The organism is Altererythrobacter sp. TH136, assembly GCF_007065885.1.
Taxonomy (GTDB): domain Bacteria; phylum Pseudomonadota; class Alphaproteobacteria; order Sphingomonadales; family Sphingomonadaceae; genus Tsuneonella.
The window spans coordinates 508,513-523,901 of sequence record NZ_CP041409.1 but is presented as its reverse complement, the minus strand read 5'-3'; the positions used below and the strand labels follow the sequence as shown (position 1 = coordinate 523,901).

Here is a 15,389-nt window from a genome sequence, read left to right as displayed (position 1 = left end):
GAGCTCGTTAGCCCGGGCGGAAGAATTCGACATGGAAGCGGACCGGCCCGACCACTTCGACGCGATGGACAATCGTTGGCTCGACCACGCCCGGGTCGGTGGCCGGAGACAGAACGGCGCTGGTGCCCTGCCGGCGCGGATCGGTGACGACGTAGCGCAACTCGCCTTCCTCGACTTTGATCAGGCCCCAGGTGCCTTCCTTGGTCGAATGCTCGCCGATCAAACCGGCAGGCACCGTTCCTTCGGTGAAGGTTGGGGTGCGCTTGTATGACCGGACACCGTCGGGGAGCCGGGCGGTCATGCAGCGACCTCGCGCGCTCGGTGGAATTCGACGCCGAGTTGCAGACTCTCGGCGATCCGACCGGCCTTTTCCTGGAACGCGGCGGCAGCTTGCGGCCCAAGCTCCTCTTCGGTGACTTCGGTCCATAGCGTCAGCCAGCGGTCAAAATTCTCCCGCGTCATGTGGCTGGCGTGTTTCAAGTGCGCGACCATCGGCTGGCCCTTGTACCGCCCGCTGGTCAGCATGACCGAGGACCAGAACGCTTGCAGCTTGCCAAGATGGTGAGGCCAATCGTCGATCGCGTTGTCGAAGATGGGACCGAGCACGGCGTCACGGCGCACCCGGGCGTAGAATCGCGGCACGAGCCGGGCGATATCTTCCTCGGTAATCGGGATTTCAGTCATTCTCAGGCGGCCTTCCTTGGCTCGATGACGTGCGAGATGGCGCTGCTTAGCTCGTCGCCCAGGAGTGGCTTTTCAATCACGACGGCGCCTGCGTCCGCCGCGCGGGCGCGATAGGACGGCGTGGGGTTGGTCGCCAGCAGGATCGCCGGAACGGCATTACCGCGGCTTCGGAGCGCCACGAGCGCTGCAAGGCCATCGCCGCGATAGCCCTGATCGATCACCACCGCACCAGCGGCGGCCAGGTCACCCCCGGCCGCCGCCAGTGCGAAACCCTCGACCGACAGGGCGAACTGGAGCGAGGACAGGACCGCTTGGTCGCTCACCAGCAAAGCGATGGGGGCGTGCACGTCCTGTCCTCCTCTCCCGCAACCTGTGCTCAGGCCGCTTTCTTCCAGTTGGGTGCGAGCTCCACGTGAGGCACGCAATCCGCGACGGGACCGACAGGCAATCCGGCAAGTTCGTTAGCGAAGCCGTGATTGACGTCGCGGTGGTGCGCTTCGTCGGCCCGCACCACCAGCACCACGTCGCGCAGCGTGGCATCGTCGGGCAGACCCCAGTACCGCTTCGCGATGGCGGGGGCGGGGACGTTCTCGCTCCGGCCCTCGTCGATCTCGGCGAGGTAGTGCGTGTAGCTGATCACTGCCTCTTCTTCGAAGTAGCCGACCACCCGGTGTGCGGTCTTGCTGCTGATCAGGTAGAGCGCGAAGAAGAACAGGTAGAACACCCACTGCACGCCGATGATCACCGCGCGTTCGAACAAGGTGGGCTTGGAGATTTCGACGAACGTCATGAGATGCATCCGCTCGTTCTCGGCTTCGTCCATCAAGGTCTTGATCCAACCCTTGTCGTCACACATGCGGCGCAGCGCGCTGAGGTGGTTGATCGTCGCGCCGACCATCCCGGGCACCGCCGCGACGGTTTCGAGCACCACGGCGCGGTGACCATAGCGTTCGGCAAAGAAAGTGTCGGCGGTCCAGCGCAGGACTTTGGTGAAACCGTAGGCGATCCGGTCCGAAACGCCCTTGGGCTGGTGGTGGACGCTAAGATCGATAAACGGTGCGGTCATTGAAGTTCTCCATTGCCGGCGCGGAATTGCTTGTGCGCCGTTGATGAAGCCGATTAACCGCCTGGGGGAGGCCGCGAAATTTGGATGATGTCCCTACTGGACCGCCCCTAAGGGCTTTAACGGAGGCGGGCCGCGCCGCCTTCGCGAGCCGCTTCCTTCCGCGCCTGTCGGTGCCGCTGGCGGTGGCGATCGCGCTGGTGGTGATCGCCACCGGGGCCGCGATCCGGCTGGCGTTCGACGCGGAGCTTGGCAGCCGGGTCACCTTCCTGTTCCTGATCCCGGGGGTGGTGCTGGCAAGCGCGCTGTCCGGATTGCGAGCGGGCGCTCTGGCCACGATCGCCGGGGCCGGCATCGGATTGTGGTGCGACTGGTCGGGGCACCGACTGGAGGCCGGCAGCGTTATCGCGGCGGCCGCGTTCTCTGCGATCGGGCTGGCCGTCGCGATCGGCGGTGAATGGTTTCAGCGCGCGCGGATCGAGACCGAGGCTGCCGCGGCCGGGCTGGCGCGCCGCGAAGCTCACTGGCGGTCCATCCTCGATACCGTGCCGGACGCGATCGTGGTGATCGACGCGGCAGGATTGATCCGCGACTTCAGCCCGGCGGCAGAGCGGACTTTTGGGTGGAGCGCCGAGGATGTAGCGGGCCGAAACGTCAGCATGCTGATGCCTGACCCGTACCGCAGTGCGCACGACGGCTACCTCGAACGCTACTACCGCACGGGCGAGCAGCGCATCATCGGCAAGGGCCGGGTTGTCGTCGGAGAACGGCGCGACGGCTCGACATTCCCGCTCGAACTCGCGGTGGGCGAGATGTGGGCCGACGGGCAGCGATATTTCACGGGTTTCGTTCGCGATCTGACGGAACGGCAGCAAGCCGAAGCGCGCCTGCAAGAGCTGCAGAGCGAGCTCGTGCACGTCTCCCGCTTGACCGCGCTGGGCGAGATGGCCTCCGCGCTGGCGCATGAGTTGAACCAGCCGCTATCGGCGATCGCCAATTACCTGAAGGGGAGCCGCATCCTGCTGTCCCGGGACGAGGTCCCGCACGAGCGGGTGGCGGACGCGGTCGACCGCGCCGCCGGCGAGGCGCTGCGTGCAGGCGAGATCATTCGCCGACTCCGCGATTTCGTCGCACGCGGAGAGAGCGAACGAAAGATCGAAAGCTTGCCCAAGCTGGTCGAGGAAGCGAGCGCGCTCGCGCTGGTGGGGGCCAAGGAGCACGGGATTCGCGTCCAATACGCATTCAACCCGGACATCGACCTGGTGCTTGCCGACAAGGTCCAGATCCAGCAGGTAGTACTGAACCTGGTACGCAACGCCGTGGATGCGATGGCCGAAGGCAGCCTTGCGCGGCGCGAACTGGTAATCGCCATCGAGCCGCACCCGGATGACATGGCGAGTGTGCGCGTCACCGACACGGGGCCTGGCATCGATCCCGAAGTCGCCAATCGCCTGTTCCAGCCCTTCATAACCACCAAGCGCGCGGGTATGGGCGTGGGCCTGTCGATCTGCCGTACGATCGTGGAAGCGCACGGCGGACGAATCTGGGGCAAGCCAAACGGAGGCGGCGGGGCGGAGTTCGGCTTTACCCTGGAAGCCATTGGCAAAGAGGAACTGTACGATGGCGAGTGAGGACGTCGGGGCCGAAACGAACGACGGGATCGTCTATGTGATCGATGACGATGAGAGCGCGCGCCACAGCCTAGAATTCCTGCTCGACGTCGCGGGCGTCAGGGTGCGCTCCTTCGCGTCGGCCGATGCCTTTCTCAAGGCCGCGCCGCCGCTTTCGGGCGCCTGCGTGGTCACTGATGTGCGCATGCCGGGGACCAACGGGATCGAACTGGCAGAGGAACTAAAGCGGCGCGGGTCGCCGCCGCCAGTCATCGTCATCACCGGCCATGCGGATGTTCCGCTGGCGATTCAGGCGATGAAGGCGGGCGTCGCCGATTTCATCGAGAAGCCTTTCGATGACGAAGTGATGCTGTCCGCGATCCGAGCGGCGCTTACGCGACAGGCCGGCGATCAGGGCGCGGCGGCCGAACGCCAGATCGTGCTCGACCGCATCGCCAGCCTGAGCAACCGCGAACGCGAGGTGATGGAAGGCCTCGTCGCCGGAAAGGCCAACAAGGCAATCGCCTTCGATCTCGACATCAGTGCGCGGACGGTGGAAGTCTACCGCGCCAACCTGATGATGAAGATGCACGCCAAGACCTTGTCGGAACTCGTGCGCATGGCAACGATCGTGTCAGTCGCTCACTGACGTCAGAACACAATGGCGCTGATCACCGCGATCGACACCCCGAAAAAGCCGAGCAGCACGGGAAGGACCAGCACTTGTCCGGCGACCGCGCCGATGTCCATCGGGCCCGTCCACGTGTTGAGCTTGCCGCCGGTGCGGGTGAATGCGCCGATGCGGCGGCCATCCACGTTTGCCAGGATACGCGCCGTGCCAAAGAACATCGCGACGTAGAGCGAGCTGACGGCGACTGCCAGTGCGGCACGTGCTTCACCCGCGGTCGCGGCGAACAGGCCACCCAGGAAGGTCGCGTAGCCGCCCAGCATGATCGCCCAGATCCAGCGCGGAAATTCGAAATCGGAATGTTCCGGCAGCGCGGGGCCGGGTGATGCCAGTGCGGCCAGTTCTTCGGTCGTTACAACCCGCACATCGGCGGCGAAATCCTGTGTGTAGCGCATGTCAGATCCCCTTCATTGCCAATCTGCGCGATCGCCAGATCGTCTGCCGGGAGTACGCCCCAAAGCTTGGCTGATGAATTTGGATGATGTCCCTACCGCGCCTCCCCTAAGTATTTTGCCGGAGGCGCGGGGCGGCAGGCTCTGCAGACCGGCGGACGCGTAATCGATGCTGGCAGACTATGCCTCGTCGGCACGAAACGTCCGTCTGCCCGTTCGAAGATCATGCCAGCAACCAACATCGAAGACTCGCGATTCCGATCAGTGCGTTGGCTGGTGGTCGCTACCGCGATCCTGCAGGTTCTGGTGCCTGTTCTTCCCAGCCTGGGGATCGGCGAACCTATCGGGTCGCAATCGGATGATGTGCGAACGCTCATCACCCCGGCGGGCTGGGCGTTTGCGATATGGGGGCCGTTGTATACCGGCGCGTTCGTGTTCGCGGCTTATCAGTTCCTGCCACGCCATGCAGGCGATCACCTTCTCGACAAGTTACGCTGGCCTGCAACCGGCGCTTTCATGGGCAACGCGGTCTGGGCGCTTTACACCCAGTCGTTCGGGCTGTCGGCGATCTCGGCCCTGATCATCATTTTCACGCTGGTGTGCCTGCTTCGTTGCTACCGGATCTTTGCGAACCGGGAAGAAGGCTTCACCACCGGCCAGCGATGGCTGGTCGTGCTCCCGCTCAGCGCACTGGCGGCGTGGCTGACGGCAGCGACGATCGTCAACATCGCGGCGTCGCTTCGCTTCCACGGAGTGGAGGCCGGCGATGCTGCCCCGCTGGTCAGTGCGGCGGTCGTCATCGTCGGCGGTGTCGTCGCCGCGCTCGCGTTGGCGCGCGGTCGCGGCAATCCGCCTTACGCGCTCGTGTTCCTGTGGGCCCTGTCGGCGATCTACGCAGCGGGGGGCCAGAAGGCTGACGCAGTCGCGTGGGCCGCGGCATTGTCGGTGATTCTGGTTGTGATCGGTGCGATAGCCGGGTTCAAGCGCGCGCCGTCAGGTACCTGGACGGGGGCCTCCCGTAGTTAGAACCGGTAGCCGTAACCGATCCCGGCGGTGAACTGCGTAGGCCGACCCCGCTCCACGACAAGCGGCGAATCCTTCGCGACCCCTCCCAAACGTTCCAGGCTGGAGAAGGCGGTGATCGCGCTGTGCCGGTCGAGCGGATGGATCAACGACCCGCCGACCCCGTACGATACCAGGCCACCCTTTGGCCTGTAGGGCGCAAGGCCGGAGGCAAGGGACTGCGCCACATCGATACCGAAAAATGTCTGGGTGAAATCCCTGGTCGCCACCGTCGCCCGTGGGCCCACGTTGATGATCGTGCGCCCTACGCGAGCCTGATAGGACAGCGACAGATCGCCGATCGCACCTTCGTGCCCGCCGAACCCGCGCCGCGCCTCCACCCGCCCGCGCCATTGCTGGCGGTTCCCGAAGCGCTTTTCGACAAACGCGCCAACCTCGGCCGTCGCACCGACATCGCCCAGGCCGAGCAGGGCGTCGCTGCCGCCGGTGATCGCGAACGGCGAGCCACTGCCATCCTCGTCCCGGCCGAAGCGCACCTTGGCGATCGGACCGGCGCGCCACCCATTCGCGTTGATCGCATTGACGCCGACACCATCCGGGATCGATGCGAAGAAGAACTCACCATAGTTGATCCGCAGATCCGGGTAGATCGAGAGGACGTAGTCCTTCGATCCCTGCCATGAGGGGCTGACCACGGGCGCCGCGCCCACCGTGACGGACCACCCTTCGTTCACTGGCGGGCGGCCCGAGGGCGCGGTTGGACCCGGAGCGGGTTGGGCCAGCGCTGGCAGGCTCCACGTGGCGGCGATCAACAAAAGAGCAGTACGCATCGAATTCTCCGGGACGAGGCAAAGCCGACCGAAACTACAGGCGTCCCTATTGGCAGGGGACTGGCTCTCGGCTGAATTCCTGGCGGGTGCAGGTTTATTGTCCGAACGTTGCGACCGTATCAAGGCCCGGCCCGCGTCATGCCAGTGCATCGCGAACCGCTGCTCGCAAAACCGGCAGGACATCAGCCTCGAACCACGGGTTGCGCGCCATCCACATCTGCGAGCGCCACGATGGGTGGGGCAACGGCACGACGTCCGGCAGATAGGCGCGAAAGGCGCGCACGCGCTCGGTCATCGGGGCCCGGCCGAGCCGATCGACCTGAGCGTGCCCGCCGACGAGCAGGGTTAGCCTTAGCCCGCGCAACTGCGCCATGATCCGGTTTCTCCACAAGGGCGCGCATTCGGGCCTCGGCGGAGCGTCGCCGCCCGCGCCGCGGCCCGGATAGCAGAGACCCAGCGGCACGATCGCAATCCGGCCGGCGTCATAGAACTCGTCCTTCGTTACACCCATCCAGGCGCGCAGCCGGTCTCCCGATGCGTCGGCAAACGGTACCCCGCTTTCGTGCACCCAGGTCCCGGGCGCTTGGCTGGCCACGAGAATGCGCGCCGTGGACGAAAGCTGAAGAACCGGCCTCGGACCCAGCGGAAGCGCGTCGCCACAGACGCGGCAGGCGGCGATTTGATCGAGCAGGTCTTGCAAGGATTCCACTTCTGGATCGGTCATTCCGGAGGGTCGGGCCTTTTTTGAAAGCGGGACGATCAGATACGGCTACGGAAGTAGGGTGGTTTCCTACAGTCGTGAACTTTTGGTCCGCCGCACGGATGGATCCGCCCCCTCCTTCTGCATGGCCGAAAACCAGACGTTGACCTGAGGCCGGAAACGCCGGACCAGACGGTTCGTTCTGGATGTCGAAAGCTGTTGGGGAGGCATTGATGCGCGCTGGCCTGGTAATCTGCGCGGCGCTGTTGGCAGCGTCCTGCGGCAAGGAAGAACTGTCGCCTACCGAACAGGCGCGACAGGACGAGGCCGATGTTGCGGCGGTGAACGCGGCACAGGTGCCGCCCCCGGTGCCGATCGAGCCGGAGACGATCGGCATGCCGGACATCGAAAAATACGACATGTTCGGCGCCGGTTGCAGCTTTGCGCCCGGCAAGGGAATCGCCGCCGTCGCGCTGCTGCAGCCGGAGCGCGGGTTCATGAAGATCGATGGCGGCGTGGTCCGCTTCGCGCCCGATGCCGGCAGCGGAGACCTGCCGCTGGGCGCGAAGGGGAAGTACACCGGCGGCGCGTACTCGTTCGTGCTCGACCTCGCGAGCGAGGAGGGCACCCAATCGGGATACGAGACGGTCAACTTCCCCGCGCGGCTGGTGCTGCGCAACGACCGCGACCAGGTGGTGTACGAGGCCGATGGCACCGCCCAGTGCGGCAGCTAGGTCAGTCCTCGATCGGCGCGGACGGATCGCGCACCTGGATCAGCCCGTTGGACACCATTTCAAGCACCGGCTCGTCGTTCTGATTGAGGACGCGCACGTTTGATTTGAACAGTCCCATCTCCGGGCGCGAGGCGCTGCGCCGCTTGGAGATCACTTCGCTTTCCACCCGCAAGGTGTCGCCCGGATAGACCGGCTTCACCCAGCGCAGGCTGTCCATTCCGGGTGAGCCAAGCCCGGCCTGCCGGTGCGTCTTCATGTTCTCCACCAGCATCGACATCATCATCGCGCAAGTGTGCCAGCCGCTGGCCGACAGGCGCCCGAAGTGGGTTTTGGCCGCAGCGTCGTCATCGAGATGGAAGGGCTGGGGGTCATACTTGGAGGCGAACTCCATCACCTCTTCGCGCGTAACCTCGTAGCAGCCGAAGCTGGCGCGACGACCCACCTCGATGTCCTCAAAATAATCCATGCTGCGCTAGTCTCCGAAGCTGAACCTGGCGAACACCGTGTAGCCCATCGGATTCGATCCGTAAGCGGAATCGAGCACGTCGGGCTTGGCGAAAGCGGAGACCGTGCCGCCCAGCGCCAGGTTCACCGGCCCAAGCGGCAGGCGATAAGCGTAACCCGCCTGGAACTTGGTCACTCGGAATGCCTGGTCGTGCAGCGGATCGGAGTGGTCGGGGAAAAGCTCGTCGTTCGCGACGTTCTCGACACGCCCGAACAGCGTGTGGTGGCGGTCGATGTCCCAGTTCACTTCGCCCAGCCACGCGGTCAGCGTGTTTCCGGGCACCCGGTCCTTGGCGCTAAACGCGGCCATGGCCGATAGACCGCTGCCATTGTTGAAATGCGCGGATGCAGTGGTGCGGTGTTCGTTTTCACCCGGATGTTGCGCCTCGGGTTCCTCGATCTGACCATAGCTTGCCTGGATCAACCATGCGGGCGAGGGGGAGAAACTCGCCCGCACGCTCCACGAATCGAGCTTGGGCGTTTCGATGTTCCAGCGGAACTCGTCAGGCTCACGCCCCCGGAACGCGCTGGCTTCGACCTGCCACGCGGGCGCGGCAAGACCGGCGGTGATGACGCCATAGACGATATGCGTCGAATCGAACCAGTGATGCGTGATCGGTGCTTCGGGATTATAGCGAGCGCTGGCCCGGTGCATGAAGGCGCTGGGACCCAGCGCAGGTTCGCCGACGGGACCGCCATACAGGAACGCGCTGGTGTCCTCGCCCACGTCCAGATCGATGCGTCCGGCAAGTTCCATCACCAGATCGTGCGGATGCTGGCGATCGACCAGTGGCTCGCCATAGGCGACCTCGCCGGTGGCGAAGAGGTTGGGGTAGCCATCATGTCGCATCGCCGGCTCCGCGCTCAGCATCGTGCGCGCCATGTAGCGGCCCCCGGCGAAGGAGCCGGTGACGGTCGCCATGGCCATCGACTGGACATAGAACTTGTCATCGCCGCGGGGCCCGGACTGGTTGGTGTAGACCGGCCAAAGATAGCCGTGGAGCATCAGGCTCGCATCACCGCCCAGCGGCACCATGGTGCCGTGGTTCATCGTCTCGTTACGCGGCAGGCGGGCCGTGCCGGAACCCTCGCCGCCCATGTCGTGGTCCATCTCCGCCGGTCCGTGCGCCATGCGGGAGTGATCCGTGCCCGCGTGATCCATGCTGGAATGGTCCATCGCCGAATGATCGACCGGATGACCGGGCGGGGTGGCGGGATCCGCATCCTGAACAGGGGCGCCGTGATTCATCTTCGAGTGATCGGCGGGTGGATTGGCCGCGGGGGCGGGGGCAGGCTGACCGGCGTGGGACGTGCCAGCGGCATCCGCATGATCGTGTGGCTGCGCCGCCACCGGCGCCGCGATGGCGAGGACGGCCGCACCTGCGAAAAGTCGATAGGTCATCACAAGGTCTTTTCCATTAAAGTCTGAACAGCATCCACACGGCCATGCCGATCATGGCCAGATTTTCGGTCAGGGAGACGAAACCCAGCGGCACATTGCTGGACCCGCCGACGCAAGCGCACTTGAGTTCGCGTTTCTGCACATAGACTGCGTAGAACACGCTGACAGCGCCGATCGTGCCGATGAACAGCGCCACCGGGATCGACAGCCAGTCCAATGCGTGGGCAGCCATCAGGACGCCTGCACCGGCCTCCAGGAAGGGATAGGCATACGCATACGGCACCCATCTCTGCGCGAGGAGGTCGTAGCCCAGGAACATGCTCGAGAACTTCTCGATGTCCTGCAGCTTGAGCATGGCCAGGATAACCATCGCGAACGCAACGAACCACTCGCCGGCTTGCACCGTCAGCGCACTGCCGAAGGCGTGGAAGCTGACCGCCATCGCCAGCAACGCGCATACCGCGAACACCACCAGGACCGGCGTGTAGCTGGTCGCTCCCACCGCCGGCAGCGGCTTTCCGAAGAACGCGCGCAGGTCACTGTAGCCGCCGATGCGCCTGCCATTGATGACGGTCTGCGGCGTCGTCTCCACCGATTGCTCGCGCTTGAAGGCGTCAACCTCCTCGCGGGTGGTGAGCCACCGGTCCTCCACATGATAGCCGTTTTTTTCCAGCAACCACTTCGATTTCGTGCCGAAGGGGCAGGTGTGATCGGGCATGACCATGCGGGTCAGATGCGCGATCCGGGCAGGGTTGTCGGGTGTCATGCGCGCCCCTATAGCTTCCGTACCATAGTACGGAGTCAAGCGATGTCTGCGCTGCGGATTTCAGATCTTGCCCGGGCGGGCGGCGTCGGTGTGGAGACCGTGCGCTTCTATCAGCGCAAGGGCCTGCTGGATGCACCCTCCTCAACCGCCGCGGCAGGGAGGCATTACGGCAACGATGACGTCAAACGGCTACGGTACATTCGCCGGGCACAGGCGGCGGGTTTTACGCTCGTCGAGATCGCCGAACTGATCGCCCTCGATCACACCGACGACCGTCCGCGCGCACGCGCGATGGCGCAGGAACGGATTGCCGCGCTGGATGTCGAGATCGCCCGGTTGGAAGAGGCGCGCCGCTCGCTGGCCAAGCTGGCCAAGGACTGCGCGATGGATCGGGCGGGGCCGTGCCCGATCCTCGCTGCCTTCGATTAAAGCTTGGGCTTCAAGTCGCCCTGATGAATGTCCGGAATGATCCGGTACCGCGCGGTAATCAGGCTGAATACGCCAAACAGCAGCAGGCCGAGCGCCACCAGCGGATAGACGATCCCGTTGTCGCTCAGCGCGGTGATCGCTTCGCCGAGCCCCTTGACCTCGCTCGACTGCGAGAACCAGGCAGCTTTCATCAATGACCAGCCGATCAGCGCGAACACCACCGCGCGGGCCGCATGCCCGGCCTGGCCGATCGGTTTCACGTAGTGCGGCGCGCCGCCGCCGATGTGCTTCATGAAGCCGGCGGTGTAGGCTGACTTTGCCTGCATCGCCGCGCCGATCAGAAAGCCCAGCCCAACCAGGCCGAGGAGGAACGGCCCCATGTCCCAGGTTAGCAGGCTGCTCGCCGTGTCCTGGCTGCCGCCGCCGCCCTGCGCCGACCGCTGCTTGTCGCCACTGGCGAACTGTAAGGCGGTGTATGCGAGCACCAGGTGAGCGATGCCGCTGGCCGCCGAGCCGACCCGCTTCGCCTTGCCCTTCGTATCGTCGCCGTGGCGCTCGACATCGGTCGCCGCGTCGATCAGCTTGAACGCCGCATAGGCGAGCAATCCGATCGCCACGATATACAGCATCGGGGTGCCCAGCGGCACGTCCTGGATCAGATCGAAGACCGCGCTCTGCCCGTCTTGCGCCTTGCCGGCAGTAGACAGCGCGAGGTAGCCGAGCAGCAGGTACACGACGCCGCGCGCCGCATAACCGAGGCGCACCAGCCAGCTGAACTTTTCCGATTTATCGACCACTGCAGCGCTCTCCCCTTGGTTCTGCGCTGCAACGGACGAGCGGCTGGTTAGTGCCTCAGACGTTGAATTTGAACAACAGGACGTCGCCGTCCTGCACTAGGTACTCCTTGCCTTCCTGGCGCAGCTTGCCCGCCTCGCGGGCCCCGGCTTCTCCGTTCAGCGATACGTAGTCGTCGAACGCGATCGTTTCTGCGCGGATGAAGCCGCGCTCGAAGTCGGAGTGGATTTCGCCCGCGGCCTGCGGTGCTTTGGCGCCGGCGGGAAAAGTCCACGCGCGCGCTTCCTTGGGTCCGGCGGTGAAGAACGTGTTGAGGCCGAGCAGTCGGTAGCCTGCGCGGATCACGCGGCTGAGGCCGCTTTCGGTGAGCCCGAGCGATTCGAGGTACTCGGCCCGCTCTTCGGCGGGCATCGCGACCAGCTCGCTCTCGATCGCCGCGGACACCACCACCGCCTGCGCGCCCTCGGCCGCGGCCTTAGCGAACACTTGCGCGGACAGGTCGTTGCCCTCTGCCGCGTCTTCCTCGGCGACGTTGCAGACGTAGAGCACCGGTTTGGCGGTGAGCAGCTGGGCCTGCGCGAACACGCGCTCCTCGTCGTCGCCATTGGGCTGCGTCAGCCGGGCGGGCTTGCCTTCGCGCAGCAGTTCGAGCGCCTGACCCAGTACGCTCGCCATGATCTTGGCTTCCTTGTCGCCTCCGGTCGCCTTTTTCTGCGCCGCTGGCACCCGCTTCTCCAGGCTTTCGAGGTCGGACAGCATCAGTTCGGTTTCGACCACCTCGGCGTCCGCGATGGGATCGACCTTGTTCGCGACGTGCTGGATGTCATCGTCTTCGAAGCAGCGCAGGACATGGACGATTGCGTCCACTTCGCGGATGTTGCCGAGAAACTGATTGCCCAGGCCTTCGCCCTTGCTGGCGCCTTTCACCAGTCCGGCGATGTCAACGAAGCCGAGCTGCGTCGGGATCATTTTGGCGCTGCCGGCGATCGCCGCCAGCTGATCGAGCCGTTCGTCCGGCACCGCGACCTGGCCGACATTCGGCTCGATCGTGCAGAACGGATAATTCGCGGCCTGAGCGGCCTGCGTTTCGGTGAGAGCATTGAACAGCGTGGACTTGCCGACATTGGGCAGGCCGACGATTCCGCAACGGAAACCCATCGGTAACTCCGGAAGGTGGGAGGTGAAGGCGCGGCCCTTAGCGGGTGGTCGGGCAAATGGGAACCGTGCGAACGGCGGGTATTTTCCGGTGGCTAGTCGAGCACGCCTTCAACGATGGCCGCCATCGGCGACCGGCCGAGCATTGACCGCTGCGCCGCGGCCGACGCTTCGTTGATGGCGGTCTGGGGGATGGCGCCGTGGCTGACGGGCTTGCGCAAGGGGCGCGTGCCGGCGGGCATCGCGATGATGGCCGCGATCGCGCGCGGCACGTCCATCACGTCCGCGCTGCGGCCCGACCCGTCTTCGGTGCCCATCCGCGAGACAACCTGCGGATAGCCATCGGCGTGGCGGGCGGGGGTGCGCTCCTTGAGTGCGGCCGAATAGGCGTTGCGGTTGACCCACACCTTGGTCGGGTAGCCGCCCGGCTGGATGATCGTCACCTCGATCCCGTGCGGCGCGACTTCGTACGCGAGCTGCTCGAACATCGCCTCGACAGCGAACTTGGTGGCGGAGTAATGGCCGGCGAACGGCGCGATCACTCGCCCGAGCTGACTCGAAATGGCAAAGATCTGACCGCTCTTGCGGGCGCGCATGCCGGGCAGCACGGCGCGCGCGAGCCGGTGATAGCCGAACACATTGGTGTCGAACGCGAGGCGGGTGGCCGCCATGTCCTGCACCTCCACCGGCCCGGTGATGCCGACACCGGCGTTGTTGACCAGCACATCGAGCCCGCGTCCCGTCAAGCGCTCAGCCTCGGCTACCGTGAGGTTGACCATGTCCTCGTCCGTGACGTCCAGCTCCAGCACGGTGAGGTCGAGCTTCTCGTCGCGGGCGAGCTTGCCGAGCTCTTCGGCTTCCGCGCGCGGAACATTGCGCATGGTGGCGAACACCTTGGCTCCTGCGCGGGCGAAGTGTTCGGCGCCCGCGCGGCCGAAGCCCGACGAGCTGCCGGTGATCAGGATCGCCTTGCCCTTAAGGTCGGGCAGCGTTGTGGCGAGAGGTTCGGCGGCCTTGGCCGAAGCGGCCAGCGCTCCGGTGGCGGCGGCTCCGGCGAGCAGGCTACGGCGATCGATTGCGGTCATGGATGATGCTCCTTCGTCCGGAACCTATCGCCATTTTGCTTGCGCGCCAACGCCCGCCCGTCCAATCGTCAGCCCATGCGCCGCTTCGCTCTCGCCCTCGTTTGCGCCCTTTCTTTGGCAGCGTGCGAATCCACCAATTCTTCTGATTGGGCCGGAGGAGAGCGCACCCCGTTCAAACAGGCGGAGCGGAGCTGCAATCAGCTTCTCACGGGCGTGTCGAAGGAAGAAGATCGGCGTGAATTCTTCATCGGCTGCATGGGCGCGCTAGGCTGGACGCCCCGGCCGGGTGCCTCGATAGAGGTCTAGACCGCCGGTTCCGTCTTCGGAGTATCCGGATCGTCGAGGTACCCGAGGCGGGCGAGCTCACGGTGCAGCACGCGCAGCGCCCAGACGTCATACACCGCGTGACCGATCATCACGGTCAGCAGGCTGCCGGTCCACCAGAAGACCAGGCCGAACACCACCCCGATCAGCAGGATGATGGCCGTGATCAGGGGCCTGGCCATGTGGATGAGCGCGAAGGCGAGCGCGCTGATGGCGATCCCCGCGACCGGCCCGATCGCATCGCCGGCAAGCGTTTGCAGCCCGCCTCGGAACGCCGCCTCCTCACCGATGCCCGCGCAGATCGCGATGCTCACGAACGCTGCTCCGTTCGGTTCGCGGGCGAACAACGCGGCCATCCTCGCTTGCAGCCGGGCGGTCTTTTCCAGGAAGCCGGGGAACAGGCGAAAGATCGCGGCGATGACGGCGATCAAGGCGAGGCCGAAGACCAGCCCCTGCACGACCGGGCGCCAGCCAAGGTCCACGAAGGTGTCGAGCTCGCGGCCGGAATAGACCCACATGGCCGCGCCGGCGCCGACCATCACCACGGTCTGCACGCCCAGGCCGGCGGCGAGACGGCCGCCCGGTAGGCCGGCCAACGGGATCACGCCTGTTGCCGCAACGCCACGTCGCTCATGAACCGCGCGTCGTCGCCGCTGGCGAGATGCTCCGCCTCGGCAGCGATCGCGGCCAGCATGTCGGTGAGATCGTCGAACTCTGCCTTTGCATAGTTGCCGAGCACGTGCCCCGTGACCCGGTCCTTGTGCCCTGGATGACCGATGCCGATCCTGACGCGGCGAAAGTCCGGCCCCCCAAGCTGGCTGGCGTGCTGGTCGATCGATCGCAACCCGTTGTGGCCCGCCAGGCCGCCGCCGGTGCGCACCTTGACTTTGAACGGCGCCAGATCGAGTTCGTCATGAAATACCGTCAGAGCGCTCACGTCCAGTTTGTAAAAGCGCAAGGCCTCGGCCACCGCGCGCCCGCTTTCATTCATGAACGTGGCGGGCTTGAGCAACAGGATCCTGTCGCTGCCGATACGTCCTTCCTGCACCCAGCCGGAGAACTTCTTCTGCACCGGCGCGAAGCCGTGCATCTCGGCGATCACGTCGATCGCCATGAATCCCACATTGTGCCGGTGCATCGCATATTGCGGACCGGGGTTGCCGAGGCCTGCCCAGATTTGCATCGCGCGCCCTTAGTCGAAGGCC

The 15,389-nt window shown here is 65.4% G+C and carries 21 protein-coding genes; 6 read left to right on the top strand and 15 right to left on the bottom strand.

Annotated features, from left to right (window positions below; genetic code table 11):
• Positions 1–7: 7 nt before the first annotated feature.
• From C0V74_RS02595 to C0V74_RS02580, 4 genes are read right to left on the bottom strand one after another with little or no spacing between them, the layout of a single operon-like run.
• Entirely contained in the window at positions 8–301 is a 294-nt protein-coding gene (locus tag C0V74_RS02595; RefSeq protein ID WP_131625553.1) for a DUF1971 domain-containing protein, read from the bottom strand.
• The gene (locus tag C0V74_RS02590) at positions 298–684 is read right to left on the bottom strand and encodes a group III truncated hemoglobin (protein ID WP_143250492.1); all 387 of its coding nucleotides are present in this window, start codon (positions 682–684) and stop codon (positions 298–300) included. Before C0V74_RS02590 ends, C0V74_RS02595 begins: the two co-directional genes overlap by 4 nt.
• 2 nt (positions 685–686) lie before the next feature.
• Positions 687–1,031, bottom strand: coding sequence for a response regulator (locus tag C0V74_RS02585; RefSeq protein WP_143250491.1), 345 nt, complete (start codon positions 1,029–1,031; stop codon positions 687–689).
• Positions 1,032–1,060: 29 nt separating this feature from the next.
• On the bottom strand, positions 1,061–1,750 hold the full coding sequence (locus tag C0V74_RS02580; RefSeq protein WP_143250490.1) for an alternative oxidase: 690 nt from the start codon (positions 1,748–1,750) through the stop codon (positions 1,061–1,063).
• A 170-nt stretch (positions 1,751–1,920) separates the two neighbouring features.
• Between C0V74_RS02580 and C0V74_RS02575 the strand changes: the two genes are divergently transcribed.
• On the top strand, positions 1,921–3,378 hold the full coding sequence (locus C0V74_RS02575; protein WP_246844936.1) for a PAS domain S-box protein: 1,458 nt from the start codon (positions 1,921–1,923) through the stop codon (positions 3,376–3,378).
• The gene (fixJ, locus tag C0V74_RS02570; protein WP_143250488.1) at positions 3,368–4,006 is read left to right on the top strand and encodes a response regulator FixJ; all 639 of its coding nucleotides are present in this window, start codon (positions 3,368–3,370) and stop codon (positions 4,004–4,006) included. Before C0V74_RS02575 ends, fixJ begins: the two co-directional genes overlap by 11 nt.
• Before the next feature lie 2 nt (positions 4,007–4,008).
• Here fixJ and C0V74_RS02565 read toward each other — a convergent pair whose 3' ends face one another.
• The gene (locus C0V74_RS02565; protein ID WP_143250487.1) at positions 4,009–4,440 is read right to left on the bottom strand and encodes a hypothetical protein; all 432 of its coding nucleotides are present in this window, start codon (positions 4,438–4,440) and stop codon (positions 4,009–4,011) included.
• A 273-nt stretch (positions 4,441–4,713) separates the two neighbouring features.
• Here C0V74_RS02565 and C0V74_RS02560 point away from each other — a divergent pair, with 273 nt between their 5' ends.
• Entirely contained in the window at positions 4,714–5,463 is a 750-nt protein-coding gene (locus tag C0V74_RS02560; protein ID WP_246844935.1) for a hypothetical protein, read from the top strand.
• Here the strand turns inward: C0V74_RS02560 and C0V74_RS02555 are convergent.
• Together C0V74_RS02555 and C0V74_RS02550 are read right to left on the bottom strand one after the other, a co-directional pair.
• Positions 5,460–6,290: a MipA/OmpV family protein gene (locus C0V74_RS02555; RefSeq protein ID WP_143250485.1), complete on the bottom strand. Its 831-nt coding sequence runs from the start codon at positions 6,288–6,290 to the stop codon at positions 5,460–5,462. The genes C0V74_RS02560 and C0V74_RS02555 overlap by 4 nt on opposite strands.
• A gap of 136 nt (positions 6,291–6,426) precedes the next feature.
• On the bottom strand, positions 6,427–7,014 hold the full coding sequence (locus C0V74_RS02550) for a uracil-DNA glycosylase family protein (RefSeq protein WP_143250484.1): 588 nt from the start codon (positions 7,012–7,014) through the stop codon (positions 6,427–6,429).
• Between the two features lie 209 nt (positions 7,015–7,223).
• Here C0V74_RS02550 and C0V74_RS02545 point away from each other — a divergent pair, with 209 nt between their 5' ends.
• Positions 7,224–7,724 (top strand): hypothetical protein, encoded by a 501-nt coding sequence (locus tag C0V74_RS02545; RefSeq protein ID WP_143250483.1) that lies wholly within the window; start codon positions 7,224–7,226, stop codon positions 7,722–7,724.
• A gap of 1 nt (position 7,725) precedes the next feature.
• On the opposite strand, the gene C0V74_RS02540 is transcribed toward C0V74_RS02545, so the two are convergent.
• Genes C0V74_RS02540 through C0V74_RS02530 form a run of 3 tightly spaced genes read right to left on the bottom strand, consistent with a single transcriptional unit; the run spans position 7,726 to position 10,396 of the window.
• The gene (locus tag C0V74_RS02540) at positions 7,726–8,190 is read right to left on the bottom strand and encodes a MaoC family dehydratase (protein ID WP_143250482.1); all 465 of its coding nucleotides are present in this window, start codon (positions 8,188–8,190) and stop codon (positions 7,726–7,728) included.
• 6 nt (positions 8,191–8,196) lie between these two features.
• Positions 8,197–9,630 carry a hypothetical protein gene (locus C0V74_RS02535; protein WP_246844934.1) on the bottom strand — a complete coding sequence of 478 codons (1,434 nt, stop codon included), beginning with the start codon at positions 9,628–9,630 and terminating at the stop codon, positions 8,197–8,199.
• 16 nt (positions 9,631–9,646) lie between these two features.
• Complete coding sequence (locus C0V74_RS02530) at positions 9,647–10,396, bottom strand: glutaredoxin (RefSeq protein ID WP_143250481.1); 750 nt, start codon at positions 10,394–10,396, stop codon at positions 9,647–9,649.
• A gap of 42 nt (positions 10,397–10,438) precedes the next feature.
• Between C0V74_RS02530 and C0V74_RS02525 the strand changes: the two genes are divergently transcribed.
• The gene (locus tag C0V74_RS02525; RefSeq protein WP_143250480.1) at positions 10,439–10,825 is read left to right on the top strand and encodes a MerR family transcriptional regulator; all 387 of its coding nucleotides are present in this window, start codon (positions 10,439–10,441) and stop codon (positions 10,823–10,825) included.
• Here C0V74_RS02525 and C0V74_RS02520 read toward each other — a convergent pair.
• From C0V74_RS02520 to C0V74_RS02510, 3 genes are all read right to left on the bottom strand, one after another.
• Positions 10,822–11,622, bottom strand: a complete 801-nt coding sequence (locus C0V74_RS02520; RefSeq protein WP_143250479.1) for a DUF1206 domain-containing protein — start codon at positions 11,620–11,622, stop codon at positions 10,822–10,824. The two genes, C0V74_RS02525 and C0V74_RS02520, sit on opposite strands and share 4 nt — an antisense overlap.
• Positions 11,623–11,677: 55 nt before the next feature.
• Complete coding sequence (gene ychF, locus C0V74_RS02515) at positions 11,678–12,778, bottom strand: redox-regulated ATPase YchF (RefSeq protein WP_143250478.1); 1,101 nt, start codon at positions 12,776–12,778, stop codon at positions 11,678–11,680.
• Positions 12,779–12,870: 92 nt separating this feature from the next.
• On the bottom strand, positions 12,871–13,860 hold the full coding sequence (locus C0V74_RS02510) for an SDR family oxidoreductase (RefSeq protein WP_143250477.1): 990 nt from the start codon (positions 13,858–13,860) through the stop codon (positions 12,871–12,873).
• A 75-nt stretch (positions 13,861–13,935) separates the two neighbouring features.
• On the opposite strand from C0V74_RS02510, the gene C0V74_RS02505 reads away from it, so the two are divergent.
• Positions 13,936–14,166: a hypothetical protein gene (locus C0V74_RS02505; RefSeq protein WP_131625569.1), complete on the top strand. Its 231-nt coding sequence runs from the start codon at positions 13,936–13,938 to the stop codon at positions 14,164–14,166.
• On the opposite strand, the gene C0V74_RS02500 is transcribed toward C0V74_RS02505, so the two are convergent.
• Positions 14,163–14,780: a CPBP family intramembrane glutamic endopeptidase gene (locus C0V74_RS02500; protein ID WP_143250476.1), complete on the bottom strand. Its 618-nt coding sequence runs from the start codon at positions 14,778–14,780 to the stop codon at positions 14,163–14,165. The two genes, C0V74_RS02505 and C0V74_RS02500, sit on opposite strands and share 4 nt — an antisense overlap.
• A 5-nt stretch (positions 14,781–14,785) precedes the next feature.
• Positions 14,786–15,367 carry an aminoacyl-tRNA hydrolase gene (gene pth / locus C0V74_RS02495; RefSeq protein ID WP_143250475.1) on the bottom strand — a complete coding sequence of 194 codons (582 nt, stop codon included), beginning with the start codon at positions 15,365–15,367 and terminating at the stop codon, positions 14,786–14,788.
• Positions 15,368–15,389: the final 22 nt, after the last annotated feature.